General features: G+C 64.7%; 15 protein-coding genes and 1 pseudogene. 9 read left to right on the top strand and 7 right to left on the bottom strand.

Features of this window, described 5'->3' with window-relative positions; translation table 11 throughout:
- Positions 1-182: 182 nt before the first annotated feature.
- The 4 genes and pseudogenes from I6F31_RS33105 to I6F31_RS33090 all read left to right on the top strand — a co-directional run bounded on the left by I6F31_RS33105 (position 183) and on the right by I6F31_RS33090 (position 4,541).
- Positions 183-1,070: an IclR family transcriptional regulator gene (locus I6F31_RS33105; protein WP_036029094.1), complete on the top strand. Its 888-nt coding sequence runs from the start codon at positions 183-185 to the stop codon at positions 1,068-1,070.
- Position 1,071: 1 nt separating this feature from the next.
- Positions 1,072-2,266: pseudogene (locus I6F31_RS33100) on the top strand (CaiB/BaiF CoA-transferase family protein).
- Positions 2,267-2,318: 52 nt separating this feature from the next.
- Positions 2,319-3,305 carry a tripartite tricarboxylate transporter substrate binding protein gene (locus I6F31_RS33095; RefSeq protein WP_225186808.1) on the top strand — a complete coding sequence of 329 codons (987 nt, stop codon included), beginning with the start codon at positions 2,319-2,321 and terminating at the stop codon, positions 3,303-3,305.
- 21 nt (positions 3,306-3,326) lie between these two features.
- Positions 3,327-4,541: an ABC transporter substrate-binding protein gene (locus I6F31_RS33090; protein WP_225147646.1), complete on the top strand. Its 1,215-nt coding sequence runs from the start codon at positions 3,327-3,329 to the stop codon at positions 4,539-4,541.
- A 17-nt stretch (positions 4,542-4,558) separates the two neighbouring features.
- Here I6F31_RS33090 and I6F31_RS33085 read toward each other — a convergent pair whose 3' ends face one another.
- Together I6F31_RS33085 and I6F31_RS33080 are read right to left on the bottom strand one after the other, a co-directional pair.
- Positions 4,559-4,825: a hypothetical protein gene (locus tag I6F31_RS33085; RefSeq protein ID WP_081493004.1), complete on the bottom strand. Its 267-nt coding sequence runs from the start codon at positions 4,823-4,825 to the stop codon at positions 4,559-4,561.
- Between the two features lie 129 nt (positions 4,826-4,954).
- On the bottom strand, positions 4,955-5,452 hold the full coding sequence (locus I6F31_RS33080; RefSeq protein ID WP_036013491.1) for a ferritin-like domain-containing protein: 498 nt from the start codon (positions 5,450-5,452) through the stop codon (positions 4,955-4,957).
- A gap of 260 nt (positions 5,453-5,712) precedes the next feature.
- Here I6F31_RS33080 and I6F31_RS33075 point away from each other — a divergent pair, with 260 nt between their 5' ends.
- From I6F31_RS33075 to I6F31_RS33065, 3 genes are all read left to right on the top strand, one after another.
- Positions 5,713-6,279 (top strand): NADH-quinone oxidoreductase subunit B, encoded by a 567-nt coding sequence (locus tag I6F31_RS33075; RefSeq protein WP_225124950.1) that lies wholly within the window; start codon positions 5,713-5,715, stop codon positions 6,277-6,279.
- Between the two features lie 29 nt (positions 6,280-6,308).
- Complete coding sequence (locus I6F31_RS33070; RefSeq protein WP_057029681.1) at positions 6,309-7,157, top strand: MBL fold metallo-hydrolase; 849 nt, start codon at positions 6,309-6,311, stop codon at positions 7,155-7,157.
- Between the two features lie 141 nt (positions 7,158-7,298).
- Positions 7,299-8,186, top strand: a complete 888-nt coding sequence (locus I6F31_RS33065; protein ID WP_057029680.1) for a manganese catalase family protein — start codon at positions 7,299-7,301, stop codon at positions 8,184-8,186.
- Between the two features lie 108 nt (positions 8,187-8,294).
- On the opposite strand, the gene I6F31_RS33060 is transcribed toward I6F31_RS33065, so the two are convergent.
- The 3 genes from I6F31_RS33060 to I6F31_RS33050 all read right to left on the bottom strand — a co-directional run bounded on the left by I6F31_RS33060 (position 8,295) and on the right by I6F31_RS33050 (position 9,963).
- On the bottom strand, positions 8,295-8,786 hold the full coding sequence (locus I6F31_RS33060; protein WP_225124945.1) for an SRPBCC family protein: 492 nt from the start codon (positions 8,784-8,786) through the stop codon (positions 8,295-8,297).
- A 2-nt stretch (positions 8,787-8,788) separates the two neighbouring features.
- On the bottom strand, positions 8,789-9,169 hold the full coding sequence (locus tag I6F31_RS33055) for a metalloregulator ArsR/SmtB family transcription factor (RefSeq protein WP_225186807.1): 381 nt from the start codon (positions 9,167-9,169) through the stop codon (positions 8,789-8,791).
- Positions 9,170-9,258: 89 nt separating this feature from the next.
- Positions 9,259-9,963: an SDR family oxidoreductase gene (locus I6F31_RS33050; protein ID WP_225171022.1), complete on the bottom strand. Its 705-nt coding sequence runs from the start codon at positions 9,961-9,963 to the stop codon at positions 9,259-9,261.
- Positions 9,964-10,079: 116 nt separating this feature from the next.
- Here I6F31_RS33050 and I6F31_RS33045 point away from each other — a divergent pair, with 116 nt between their 5' ends.
- Positions 10,080-10,922, top strand: a complete 843-nt coding sequence (locus I6F31_RS33045) for a GNAT family N-acetyltransferase (RefSeq protein ID WP_225186806.1) — start codon at positions 10,080-10,082, stop codon at positions 10,920-10,922.
- Between the two features lies 1 nt (position 10,923).
- Here the strand turns inward: I6F31_RS33045 and I6F31_RS33040 are convergent, their stop codons facing one another.
- Positions 10,924-11,373, bottom strand: coding sequence for a hypothetical protein (locus I6F31_RS33040; RefSeq protein ID WP_225142838.1), 450 nt, complete (start codon positions 11,371-11,373; stop codon positions 10,924-10,926).
- Between the two features lie 174 nt (positions 11,374-11,547).
- Complete coding sequence (locus I6F31_RS33035; protein WP_036013472.1) at positions 11,548-11,769, bottom strand: hypothetical protein; 222 nt, start codon at positions 11,767-11,769, stop codon at positions 11,548-11,550.
- Between the two features lie 281 nt (positions 11,770-12,050).
- On the opposite strand from I6F31_RS33035, the gene I6F31_RS33030 reads away from it, so the two are divergent.
- Positions 12,051-12,371, top strand: coding sequence for a LuxR C-terminal-related transcriptional regulator (locus I6F31_RS33030; RefSeq protein WP_225124938.1), 321 nt, complete (start codon positions 12,051-12,053; stop codon positions 12,369-12,371).
- Positions 12,372-12,861: the final 490 nt, after the last annotated feature.

Below are 12,861 nucleotides of genomic sequence, written 5' to 3'. Positions count from 1 at the left end.
CGTCGTAATAATCCTGTCACAGAACGACACGCAATCACGACAAAAATCTGTGTGCCCGGTCGTTCCAGCGGTGCTCGGAAGGCGCAAGAAGCGCTGCGAGCCGAGTGTCCACATATCGGACAATTTTCTCATGGATGGCGAATCTATTGGACATTCGAAATCCGTCCGTCTGATATGCCCGGATGGCTCCGACTGACTCACCCAAGCCGCAGCGCCCGCTCTCCTCTGCCGCAGCCGTGCTGGCCGAGAGCGCTGATGACGCCGCTTTCGCCACCACTCTGGCCAAGGGGCTCGTCGTGCTCGAGGCGTTCAAGGCCGGGAGCACGCTGCTGGGCAACATGGAGCTGTCGACGCTGACCGGCATCCCGCGCCCGACGGTGGCGAGGCTGACCCATACCTTGGCCGAGCTCGGCTATCTCCGCTACGACGCCGAGCGGTCGAAGTACCGCGTCGGTGCACGGGCGCTGCGGATGGCGCATCCCCTGCTCGCCGGAATGCAATTCCGCCAGGTGGCGCGGCCGATGATGCAGGAGCTGGCGCACAGCGTCCGCGGCACGGTGTCGATCGGCCTGCTCGATGCGACGTCGATGATCTATGTCGAGACCGCGCGCTCCGGCGATGTCGGCCCGCACGTGCCCGACATCGGCATGCCCATTCCCGTCGTGATGACCGCCATGGGCCGCGCCGCGGCGGCGACCTTGCCGCCGGCCGATGCAGACCGGCTGGAACGCAATCTCGCCGCCGAGGATGCCGGATTGTGGTCGGCGCTCCGCGACAAATACCGCGCCGGCATCGCGCAATGCAAAAGCCGCGGCTTCTGCACCTGCTGGGGCGAGTACATGGCCTCGATCCATGCCGTCGCCGCGCCGCTGTTTCATATCGGCGAAGCGAAACAATCATTCTCGATCAATTGCGGCATCCCCGCCTTCCGGCTGCAGCCCGGGCAGCTCGAGGGCGAAATCGGTCCGCGCATCGCGGCGCTCGCCGATAGCATCCGCGCCATGGTCGGGCAGGCCGAGCTCAAGCCGCCGCCGCGCAAAACCAAGAAAATCACAAGCGCCGGAACATGATATGGCTGGACCGCTCGAAGGATTGAAGGTTCTCGACATCGCGACGATCATCGCCGCGCCGTTCGCCGCCACGGCTGGCCGACTACGGCGCGGACGTGCTCAAGATCGAGATGCCCGGGCACGGCGACGGCGTGCGGTCGTTTCCGCCGTTCAAGAACGGCAAGCCGCTGTGGTGGAAGGCCGCCAACCGCAACAAGAAGTTTGCCACGCTCGATCTGCGCACGCCGGAAGGGCTTGCGCTGTTCAAGCAGCTGCTTCCACGCTTCGACGTGCTGATCGAGAATTTTCGTCCGGGAACGCTGGATCGCTGGGGGCTTCCCAAGGAGGTGCTGTGGTCGATCCAGCCGCGTCTCGTGATTCTGCGCGCCACCGCCTTCGGGCAGGATGGTCCCTATCGGGAGCGCCCCGGCTTCGCCCGCATCTTCGAGGCCATGGGCGGACTGACTTACATCACCGGCGAGAGCGGCGGCGAACCGACCCATCCCGGATACCCGATCGGGGATTCGATCGGCGGCCTGTTCGGCGCCGTCGGCGTGCTGGCAGCGCTGTGGAAGCGGGCGCGCGACCCGGATGCGCCGGGCGAGGAGATCGATCTCGCGCTGACCGAAGCCACTTTCCGCCTGCTCGACGTCCTCGCCATCGAGCACGACCAGCTCGGCACCGTTCGCAGCCGCATCGGCAACGCCAATGGTTATTCAGCACCGGCCGCGGTGTTTCGCACCCGCGACGGTCACTGGGTCACGCTCGCAGGTTCGACCAACGCGCTCTTTGCAGCGAACTGCCGGGCGATCGGCCGCCCCGATCTGATCGCGGATCCGCGCTTTGCCGGCAATGAGCAGCGCGTCAAGCACGCCGTCGAACTCAACGACATCTTCGCGGCCTGGTGCGCCGCGCATCCCCTCGACGAGGTCCTCGCGAGCTTCAACGCCGCGCAGGGAACGCTCGCCCCGATCTATTCGATAGATCAGATCGCCGACGACCCGCAGGTGAAGGCGCGCGAGGTGATCACGCGCGTTGCCGACCGGGATTTCGGCACGGTCGCCATGACCAATGTCGTGCCGCGTTTCACCGTCGATCCCGCGCGCCTGCGCCATGCCGCGGGCGACGTCGGCCAGGACAATGACGAGGTCTACCGGGATTGGCTCGGGCTCTCGGACGCCAGGATCGAGCAGCTCACCCAACGAAAGGTGATCTGAGGTCGTAAGAGCGGCAGATAAAAGAGAAACAAATACAGGGAGGAAGACAACAGTGGCATCGTTCAAGGTGACGCGGCGAGCTCTGCTGGGCACGATCGCGGGCGGGCTCGCGGCCGGCTCAGGCATGAGGGCACATGCCGAGGACGCCTGGCCCTCGCGCATGGTCCGTCTGATCTCGCCTTACGGGCCCGGCGGGTCCAACGACATCTCGCTGCGTCTGCTCGCCGAAGAGTTCGGCCGCAGCCTGCGTCAGCAGTTTATTGTCGAGAACAAGCCGGGCGCCGGCACGCGCATCGCCAACGACATGGTCGCCCATGCGCCGGGCGACGGCTACACCATCCTCTATGTCGCGGCGCCCTACGCCACCGCCGAGGCGCTGTTCGGCAAGCTGACCTATGAGCGCAAGGATCTGGCGCCGGTGGCGATGGTGGTGATCGCGCCGCTGTTCCTCATCATCAGCGCCGACGCGCCGTTCAAGACGCTTCCCGACCTGATCGCCTACGGCAAATCCAAGCCCGACGGCCTCACCTTCGCCTCCCCAGGCGCCGGCTCGCAGCCGCATCTTGCCGGAGAGCTCCTGTTCCGCGACGCGGGCGTCAAGGGTTTGAACATCCCGTTCCGGGGCGATGCGGCCTCCTACACCGAGCTGCTCGCCGGACGCGTCGACGCCACACTGACCGCGCTGCCGACGGCCTTGCCCTACATCCAGAGCGGCAAGTTCACCGTGCCCGGCGTCGCCTCGGCCGAGCGCAGCGCGCTGTATCCGCAGGCACCGACGCTGCGCGAGCAGGGCTTTCCCAATGTGGCTGCGGCCGGCTGGTACGGCTTCATGGTGCCGTCCACGACGCCGCGCGCCATCGTGGACAAATTCCAGGCCGAGGTTCTGCGGGCGCTCGCCGAGCCTGCGATCAAGGACAAGCTGACCGCGCAGGGCCTCGAAGTGCGCCCAGGCACCGCCGCCGAGTTCAGCAAGTTCATCGACGCCGAAACGCAGAAATGGACCAAGCTGATCCGCGACGCCGGCCTCAAGGGCGAATGAGGATTGCTGGAGGAAACCGACATGAAAAACGTCGTCACCAAATTCATCGCCACCTCCGCCCTTCTCCTCTCGGTCGCGGCAGCGCAGGCACAAAAGAAATACGATCCCGGCGCGTCCGACACCGCGATCAAGGTGGGCCAGACCGTGCCGCTCAGCGGCCCGGCCTCGGCCTACGCGGTGATCGGCAAGACCCAGGCCGCCTATCTGAGGATGATCAACGACCAGGGCGGCGTGAACGGCCGCAAGGTCGAGCTGATCCAGTATGACGATGCCTATTCGCCGCCGAAGACGGTGGAGCAGGTCCGCAAGCTCGTCGAAAGCGACGAAGTGCTTTTGACCTTCCAGATCATCGGCACCGCCCCGAACGTCGCCGTGCAGAAATATCTCAACGCCAAGAAGATCCCGCAGCTCTTCGCCGCCACCGGCGCCGCACGCTTCACCGATCCAAAGAACTTCCCCTGGACCATGGGTTTCAACCCCTCTTACCTCGTCGAGGGCCGGATCTATGCGCAATACCTCCTGAAGAACCATCCGAACGCCAAAATCGGCGTGCTCTACCAGAACGACGATCTCGGCAAGGATTATCTCGCCGGCCTCAAGGCGGGCCTCGGCGACAAGGCGAGCATGGTCGTCGCCGAGACCTCCTACGAGATCAACGAGCCGACGATCGACTCGCAGATCCTGCGGTTGAAGGATGCGGGCGCCGACGTGCTGTTTAGCGCGACCACGCCGAAGCAGGCCGCGCAGGCCATCAAGAAGGTCGCCGAGATCGGCTGGAAGGCGCTGCACATCATCGACATCAACGCCTCCTCGCTCAGCGCCGTGCTGAAGCCCGCCGGGCTCGACAATTCCAAGGGCATCATCAGCGTCGGATACGTCAAGGATGCCGCGGATCCCGAATGGAAGGACGACCCGGGCATGAAGCGCTACCTCGCCTTCATGGCCAAGTACTATCCTGAGGGCGACAAGGATTCGAACCTGAACGTCTACGGCTACATCACCGCGCAGCTCCTGGTGCAAGTGCTGAAGCAATGCGGCGACGATCTGACCCGCGAGAACGTGATGCGACAGGCGGCCAACCTCAAGAACGTCGAGCTCGACCTGACGCTCCCGGGGATCTCGGTCACGACCACGCCGACGGACTATCGCGTCAACAAGCAGTTCCAGATGGTGCAGTTCGACGGCCAGCGCTGGCAGAAGCTCGGCGACATCGTCACGGACGAAGCCAGGGAGTGAACCCGCTTCGCCGGCGCTCAACGCCTTTCGGCGTAACGGCCGCCGCCACGGATGAGATCGTCGCGTTCCGCGGCATGGCGCTGGTATTCGGAGATCGCGCGGTTGGCCATGCGGATCCGATTCGTGTGTCCCTCCTCGACCATCACGGTGATGCGCTGCGCCAGGAACACGCAGGCGTCGAATTCGTCGCTGATGGCGCCCGTTCGCGTAAGAAAGTCCCAGGCGATCTCGTAGGCCTGCTCCGCCGCGGGATTGCGGTAATCGCTGAAGATGATGTGCGTCATCACTGCCAAAGCCTGATCGCAGCGATCGTTCCTAGGCTCACGCGCAGATGGCAGGGAACCCGGCGGCGCGAAAAAACCACCGGCCGCGGGGCGCGCCGGTGGTTCGCTGTCAGCGAGGAACGCGAAGAACTACGCGGCCTGGCGCTGATGCGTGAGGTACTCCATGGTGACCTTCTCGACATTGGAATCGATCCAGGCCGCCATGCGCTGCTCCTCCTTCAATGACGTCTCGAGCGGCTCCTTCGCCTCCGGCATGCCGGCCGCGCCGCACAGCGCGAGCAGCGACTTGTAGGCGGCGATCTCGAAATTCTCGAAGGCGTTGTTCGCGAAAGTGTTCTTCAGAATCTCGTCGCCGGCAACCGAATGCGCCATGGCCATCATGTTGGCCATCACCGACTGCGCCGTATCCTTCAGGCTCGACGTGCTCTCGCCACAGGCTTCCAGGCACTTTTCGAGGCGACGCAGCTGCTCATTGGTCTCCTGAAGGTGCGCCGTGATCTTCGCCTTGACCTCGGGATATTCGTCCAGCCGCTCCGACTGGCGCTCCATCAACTCTCGCGCCTGCACTTCCATCGCATGCGCATTGCGTAGTCCCACCACGAACGTATCGCGGGCTGCATTGGCCATTTTCCTGTTCTCCATTTGACTGGCGTCGTTCGCGCAACCGGGAAGCACGGGCGATTGTTCCTAACACGGCCGCGCTGATTGCCGCAGGAGAGACCATGTCTTCGTTGCCTGTTCCGGCCGAAGGACCCAGCGCTAACCTGCGATAGCCAAACGCAAACGTGGTCTTCGACCGCGGGAACGCCGGCTGCGCCCCGCCGTTCACAGCAGCGCGTGGTCACAGCGCGACGTTGCGCCCTCACCCCAGCGACAATGATGATCTAATGACCGACAGTCCTTCACCCGCCAGCAATTTCCCGGTGCCGCGTCCGGGCCAGGGGCAGCCGGACAACGCCTCAGATCCCTATTTCATGCAGATCCGCGATGACCTCGCGGACAAGGGCTTCTTCACCGCCACCGCCGAGGATTTGATCACCTGGGCGCGGACGGGATCGCTGATGTGGATGACGTTTGGACTCGCCTGCTGCGCCGTCGAGATGATGCAGATGTCGATGCCGCGCTATGACGCCGAGCGGTTCGGCTTTGCGCCGCGGGCCTCACCGCGTCAATCCGACGTGATCATCGTGGCAGGCACCTTGACCAACAAGATGGCCCCGGCCTTCCGCAAGGTCTACGACCAGATGCCCGAGCCGCGTTACGTGATCTCGATGGGATCCTGCGCCAACGGCGGCGGCTATTACCATTACTCCTATTCCGTCGTGCGCGGCTGCGACCGCGTGGTGCCGGTCGACATCTACGTCCCCGGCTGCCCGCCGACCGCGGAAGCGCTGCTCTACGGCGTGATGCTGCTCCAGAAGAAAATCCGGCGGATGGGCACGATAGAACGATGACACATCAGACTGGGTCGACACGGACCGGCATGACGCAAATTCCTCTTTCCCCGGCGGCCGAGGCGGAAAACCCCGAATTCGACCTCGAGCGAAACGACAACACACGACAGATCGTGGCCGACGTTGCTTACCGGCAGCTTGCCATCGTCAACGTGATCTTTGTCGGCCGCGAAGGTGCTGGCGACGGCAACTGGGTACTGGTCGACGCCGGCATCCCCGGAGCGGCACCGGCGATTCGCTCCGCCGCCAAGGCTCGGTTCGGCGGCCACGGCCGCCCGGCCTGCATCATCATGACACACGCTCATTTCGATCACGTCGGTGTGCTCGAGACGCTGGCGAACGAGTGGGACGTCCCGGTTTATGCGCATCACGCCGAGCATCCCTATCTCGACGGCACGCAATCCTATCCGCCAGCCGATCCGAGTGTCGGTGGCGGCTTGCTCGCCCTGCTCTCTCCGCTGTTTCCGACAAGACCCGTCAACGTCGCATCCCGCCTTTATGATCTGCCCTCGGACCACAGCGTGCCCTTCATGCAAGACTGGCGGTGGATCCCGACGCCCGGCCACACGCCCGGTCATGTCTCGCTCTGGCGTGAGCGCGACCGCGTCCTGATCGCCGGCGACGCCTTCATCACCACCCGGCAGGAGTCAGTTTACGCGGCAATGACGCAAACGCCAGAGATGCACGGGCCGCCGATGTATTTCACGCCGGATTGGGCCAGCGCAAAAACCTCGGTGCGCGAACTTGCCGCGCTTGCTCCCGAGATCGTCGTGACCGGCCATGGCGCGGCGATGCAAGGACCGGCGATGCGCGTTGCGCTCGATGCTCTGGCCGAGTTGTTCGACGAGGTCGCCGTACCTTCCCATCGACGCGCATAGGAGTGGTGGTGGGGGACCGCGTCAATTTCGGCTTTGCGGTCCGCGAATTTCGAAGCGATCTGAACTGCGATTGCAGATGATTAGGAACGCAACCCCACGGGCTTCATTGCGCCAATACGACAGAACAAAAAGGAGTTGCGCATGTACTATTTCGACAAGCGACTGCAATACCCGGTCAGGGTCGAGAAGCCCGATCCGATCTTCGCCCGCCAGCTGCAGCAGGCGATCGGCGGCGTGGAGGGCGAGATCCGCGTCTGCCTGCAATATTTCTTCCAGGCTTGGGGCGCGCGCGGTCCGGCCAAATATCGCGACGTGTTGCTCAACACCGCAACCGAGGAGATCAGCCACATCGAGATGCTTTCGACCGCGGTCGCCCTGAACCTGGAAAATGCACCGGCGACGATGCAGGAGAGCAGCATGCAGGGCAATCCGATCGTCGGCGCGGTTATGTCCGGCGGCGAGCGGCCGCGGCACGTGATCGAGGGCATGCTGCATCGGCATATCCTGTCGACGGGCATGGCGGCCTTCCCGGCCAACGCCGACGGCGTCCCGTTCGATTGTTCGCACATCTACGCCAGCGGCAATCTCGCCGCCGATATGTATTGCAACGTGGCCGCCGAAGCCACCGGCCGAACGCTGGCGGTGCGCCTCTTCAACTCCACGAGCGATCCGGGCATGCAGGACATGCTCAGCTACCTGATCGCGCGCGACACCATGCATCAACAGCAATGGCTCGCCGTGATCGAGGAGCTGGGCGGAGATGCCGCGCTGCCGATTCCGAACAGCTTCGACCGGAGCAAGGAAGCGACCGAGTTCAGCTACATGTTCATGGGTACCGAGCGCAACGGAGCGCCGCTCCAGCCGGGCCGCTACAATGAAGGTCCCTCGCTCGACGGCCGCGGCGAATTCAGCTTCCGCCCCGCCTTCGAGCCGCTCGGCGACGAGCCCGTGCTTGGACCCGCACGTCCCGACAGCGCCGCGCAAGTGGAGCAGATGCAGGAGCCGCCGGTCACCAACGCGCTGACCTGACCTGTACGAGGCAAGCCGCCATTTCGACGGCGGCTTGATCAGAATGCGTTCGCGCACGCCGTCATTCCCGGCTCGCCATCTCAGGGCCCGGGAATGGCGGGGCTGCCTTCACCGCTTCATGCCCGCCACATAGGCCGCGAGCTTGTCGAGCGTCTGGTAGCCGTATTCGACGGCGCCGAAACCGATCATGCCATCGCGCTGCTCGGTGCTCGAGGCCAGCTGCCGCATCATCAGCACGGTCTTGCCGTTGCTCTGCTCGGCAAAGGTGACGGTGAAGCGGAACATGCGGGGATCGTCATCCTGGTCTGTACCGTGATCCATCTCCATCAGCGACGGCCGCTCGATGCGGCGGAAGCGCATCCGGTTCGGATAGACCGTACCGTCGGGCCCGATCATGTTGAAGCGCCAGACGCCGCCGACGCGCACGTCGATCTCGAAGGTCTCGACCTTGAAGCCCTTCGGGCCGAACCATTGCGGCAGATGCTTCGGGTCGGACCATGCCTCGAACACCAGATCGCGTGGCGCGTCGATCACGCGCGACATCACGATCTCGCGGTCGAGCGACCATTGCGACAGAGCGGGGTTGGCAGAACCAGTCATTGTCAGGAACCTTTCCGTTTGGTTGTTCGGGACGGTCGCTCGGCCCCCGCCCGTTCTTTCTTGAGCTTCATCACATAGGCCTCGAACCGGTCGAGCCGCGCTTCCCAGACCGCGCGCTGCTGCTGGAACCAGTCCTCCGCGCCGACAAGCGCATCGGCGCTGAGGCGGCAGGTACGTACGCGTCCCGATTTCTCGGACTGAACTAGCCCGCTCGTCTCGAGCACGTGGATGTGCTTCATGAAGCTCGGCAGCGCCATGTCGAAGGGATCGGCGAGCTCGCCGACCGACGCCTCGCCCGCGCACAGCCGCATCACGATCGCCCGCCGCGTCGGATCGGCGAGCGCGGCGAAGATCTGGTCGAGATTGGATAATTGGTTAGCCATGAAGCTAACTATAAGGGCAGGGCGACGCGGCGTCAATGATTGTTAGCTCAAAAGCTAAGTAATTATCTTCGTTGACGCGCGGCGGCCGCTCAGACCGAGCGCGTCAGCCCGCCGTCGACGCGGATGTTCTGGCCGGTGATGTAGGCGGCGCCGTCGGAGGCGAGGAACGAGATCGTCGCCGCGACCTCTTCGACCTTGCCGTAGCGCTTCATCGGCACGCTGTCGCGCCGCGCGTCCTGCTGCGGCAGGCTGTCGATCCAGCCCGGCAGCACGTTGTTCATGCGGACATTGTCGGCCGCGTAAGTGTCGGTGAAGATCTTGGTAAAGGCGGCGAGCCCTGCGCGGAACACCGCCGAGGTCGGGAACATCGCACTGGGCTCGAACGCCCAAGCGGTCGAGATGTTGATGATGGCGCCGCCCTTCTGCGCCTGCATCAGCGGCGTCACCAGCCGGGTCGGACGGATCACGTTCAAGAGATAAGTGTCGAGGCCGGTGTGCCATTGCTCGTCGGTGATCTCGGTGATGGGGGCACGCGGCCCGTGCCCCGCGCTGTTGACGAGAACGTCGATCCGTCCCCACTTCGCCATCGCAGCCTCGACGAGGCGCTTCAGGTCGTCGTTCGACTGGTTCGAGCCGGTAACGCCGAGCCCGCCGAGCTCGGCCGCCAGCGCCTCGCCTTTGCCCGAGGACGACAGGATCGCGACCCGAAACCCGTCCGCCGCCAGCCGCCGCGCAGCCCCCGCCCCCATGCCGCTGCCGCCGGCGGTGACGAGCGCAACCTTCTCTACTGCCATGATCCGATGATCCCTTCAGTTGAGGCGAGCCGCAGGCTCGGCCTATCATGAGGCCTTCTACAGCCAGACCCGTCGGCAGGTCCATGGCCGAAGGCATCCATCATGAGGCGCTTGAAATGAGTGATCTGCAGATCCGCAATTTGCGCCCCGACGAAATCGCCCTCGCCGTCGACTGGGCCGCGGCGGAGGGCTGGAATCCGGGGCTGGCGGATGCCGCCTGCTTCGCGATCCCCGATGCCCGAGGCTTCTTCGTCGGCGAGATCGACGGCGAGCCGGTCGCGACCGTCTCCTGCGTCAATTACGACGACCGCTTCGCCTTCCTTGGCTTCTACATCGTGCGCGAGCGCTTTCGCGGCGCGGGCCATGGCCTACGCATCTGGAATGCCGCGATTGCGCATGCAGGCGCGCGCGTGATCGGCCTCGACGGCGTGGTGGCGCAGCAGGAGAACTACAAGAAATCGAGATTCCAGCTCGCTTACGCCAATATCCGCTATGGCGGCACGGTTGCTGGATCGGTGAAGCCGGCGGCCGGCGTCGTTGCGCTCGACAAGGTCCCGTTTGCGCTGGTGGAAGCCGATGACGCCAGCGTCTTCCCCGCCGCGCGCAGCGCCTTCCTGCGCGCCTGGATCAACACACCAAGTCACGTGGGCCGTGCGTTGCTCCGCGAGGGCAGGCTCGCTGCATGGGGCGTGATCCGTCCGTGCCGAACGGGCTACAAGATCGGCCCGCTCGTCGCCGACGATCGCACCGCCGCAGATGACGTCGTGCAGGCCCTGCTCGCAAGCACGGGCGCCGGCGAGGTGTTCCTCGATGTCCCCGCCGTCAATCCCGCCGCCATCGCGCTCGCCGAAGCGCTCGGCCTTGCGCCGGTGTTCGAAACGGCGCGGATGTATACGGGGCCGATCGCGCCGCTGCGCATCGACCGCGTCTTCGGCGTCACCAGCTTCGAACTCGGCTAGCTCAATAGCAGCGCATGATGTTGACGGTGTGCTCGCTGCCGCCACGGCCGGGCACCGTCACCTGCTCCGTCGGGCAGCTCGGCACGTAGGGCCGATTGGACGGCACGACGTTCGGCGGATAGCGATGCGTCCAGTCCCAGGGCACATCATAGGTGTAGGTGTAGCGCACATCGGCGGAGAGCGACTGGTTCACATCGGCGAAGGGCTGGCTGTAGCCGGCGCCGTCGTAGAAGTAGCTGCCGCCGCCCGGCCAATAGACCCAGGGAGCGCTGCGGCGGTGGAACCTGGCGCCCGGCCCGATCGGCGGACGTGCCGCAGCCGGCGGCGCGGCGGCAGTTGCGACGCCTGACGCAGTGGCGCCGGCGGGTCCGGCAAGACTGTCACTGGAGCTGAACAGCAGCGCAGCTGCGCTGAGCGAGGCGAACAACGCCCCATATGATCTGGCAATCATGATACGCACCACACTCGTTTGGCTTCGCGATAGCGGCTCCCCGAAAGGAGGCTAGGCCGGGCTGTCGCCCACCCGCAAACGTATAATTAATTATTGGTTAAGGCACGCGAATAACCGGGAACAAGGTGCGGCAGAACGCCCGGAATTCCTCTCTCATTTCAATGGCTTCGTGCATCAGTGGCCCTGCAGCTTGCGCAGCCAGTCGAGCATGTCCTGCGGGCTTGCGCTGCCCTGTGTCACGATCGCGGTGTTGCCGCCGCTGCGGCGAGTGACCGTCGTGCGCCCGGGCTCCTTCTGCCGATCGCCGCTCTGCGTGATCACCGACGTGCCGTTCTCGTCCTGGACCATTGTGGTGTGACCGTCGCCCGGGGCGCTCGGTGGGCGAATGCGCGACATCCGTCTGCAGTTTCTCTCCGAAGCGCTCGTCCTCTGCCTGCTCGGCGGCGCCATCGGCGTCGCCGGCGGCATCACGCTCTCGATGACGGTCGCCCGCATGGCCGGTTGGGTCACCTCGATCGACGGCCAGGCGATCGGCCTGTCTCTCGTCTTCTCGATCGCGACCGGCCTCGTCTTTGGTCTATCCAGCCCACAAGGCGTCCAAGCTGAGCCCGATCGAGGCGCTCAAGACGGAGTGAGAGCATGCCGGGATGTTCGCAAAGGCCAGGGAGGCATCAGCCATGAGCTCGGATCCGAAGGACTTGATCGCACCGACGCCGCGCGAACGGGAGCTGATGACGCTGATCGCGCGGGGAATGCAGAACAAGAACATCGCCTACGAGCTCAACATCTCGGAGAACACGGTGCGGGCGCATATCGGCAACATCATGCGCAAGTACCGGCTTCAGAACAGAACGCAGATCGCGATCGCCTTTGCCCTGCACGCGGCGCCATCGTCGCTCCGCCGCGATCTCGCCAAGACCGAGCTCTATCCGGCCGCGACGAAGCCGGCGCAGGCGCTTGCACCGAATCCACCGGCGGCGCAGACCGCGCCGGATTGAATGGTTGCAGCTACCATCCCTTGCGTTGCCCGACGGGCAAAACATCCAATCTATGGGTCAACGCACGCGGCCCAAAATATTCCGCTTTACCGAAATTCGGAAATCGCGTATGTGTCGCGCAACCCGGCCCAAGGAAGAGGGGCGTATCGCGATCGTCACGAACGCGGGCCGGGGGGCGGTGGACGCTGATGGCGTTGGCGCGAAAGGGTTTGCAGGGCGGAGAGCCGTGAGCAAAGACCTCGCGCATACGACCGGTGTCATCGGCGTACGGCAAAATCGTGTGGTCCTGACGCCCGGGGTCTGTGCGTCAAGTCTTGCGGTGATGTTGCGGCCCAACCGGGCAAGCGCATCAGCCATCCGCGGGGCGACGGGGGCAATAGTGCATCGCTCCCCGAGGAGAGCACGACATAAGCCGTAAAGCCACTGCGCAGGGAAGGCCGGATGTTTGGCTTCACCTGTATGCCGCTGTGCAAATTCTTCGTTGCCACCT

Source organism: Bradyrhizobium sp. NBAIM01 (assembly GCF_020194115.1).
In the GTDB taxonomy this organism is placed as follows: domain Bacteria; phylum Pseudomonadota; class Alphaproteobacteria; order Rhizobiales; family Xanthobacteraceae; genus Bradyrhizobium; species Bradyrhizobium yuanmingense.
Note: the sequence above shows the minus strand (reverse complement) of the source record. Positions and strands in the feature narration are given on the sequence as shown.

Excerpts from the sequence above, each read along its gene's own strand:
- I6F31_RS33105 (WP_036029094.1), top strand. The coding sequence starts at position 183 with ATGGCTCCGACTGACTCACCCAAGCCGCAGCGCCCGCTCTCCTCTGCC.
- I6F31_RS33090 (WP_225147646.1), top strand. The coding sequence starts at position 3,327 with ATGAAAAACGTCGTCACCAAATTCATCGCCACCTCCGCCCTTCTCCTC.
- I6F31_RS33085 (WP_081493004.1), bottom strand. The coding sequence starts at position 4,825 with ATGACGCACATCATCTTCAGCGATTACCGCAATCCCGCGGCGGAGCAG.
- I6F31_RS33080 (WP_036013491.1), bottom strand. The coding sequence starts at position 5,452 with ATGGCCAATGCAGCCCGCGATACGTTCGTGGTGGGACTACGCAATGCG.
- I6F31_RS33075 (WP_225124950.1), top strand. The coding sequence starts at position 5,713 with ATGACCGACAGTCCTTCACCCGCCAGCAATTTCCCGGTGCCGCGTCCG.
- I6F31_RS33070 (WP_057029681.1), top strand. The coding sequence starts at position 6,309 with ATGACGCAAATTCCTCTTTCCCCGGCGGCCGAGGCGGAAAACCCCGAA.
- I6F31_RS33065 (WP_057029680.1), top strand. The coding sequence starts at position 7,299 with ATGTACTATTTCGACAAGCGACTGCAATACCCGGTCAGGGTCGAGAAG.
- I6F31_RS33060 (WP_225124945.1), bottom strand. The coding sequence starts at position 8,786 with ATGACTGGTTCTGCCAACCCCGCTCTGTCGCAATGGTCGCTCGACCGC.
- I6F31_RS33055 (WP_225186807.1), bottom strand. The coding sequence starts at position 9,169 with ATGGCTAACCAATTATCCAATCTCGACCAGATCTTCGCCGCGCTCGCC.
- I6F31_RS33050 (WP_225171022.1), bottom strand. The coding sequence starts at position 9,963 with ATGGCAGTAGAGAAGGTTGCGCTCGTCACCGCCGGCGGCAGCGGCATG.
- I6F31_RS33045 (WP_225186806.1), top strand. The coding sequence starts at position 10,080 with ATGAGTGATCTGCAGATCCGCAATTTGCGCCCCGACGAAATCGCCCTC.
- I6F31_RS33040 (WP_225142838.1), bottom strand. The coding sequence starts at position 11,373 with ATGATTGCCAGATCATATGGGGCGTTGTTCGCCTCGCTCAGCGCAGCT.
- I6F31_RS33035 (WP_036013472.1), bottom strand. The coding sequence starts at position 11,769 with ATGTCGCGCATTCGCCCACCGAGCGCCCCGGGCGACGGTCACACCACA.
- I6F31_RS33030 (WP_225124938.1), top strand. The coding sequence starts at position 12,051 with ATGAGCTCGGATCCGAAGGACTTGATCGCACCGACGCCGCGCGAACGG.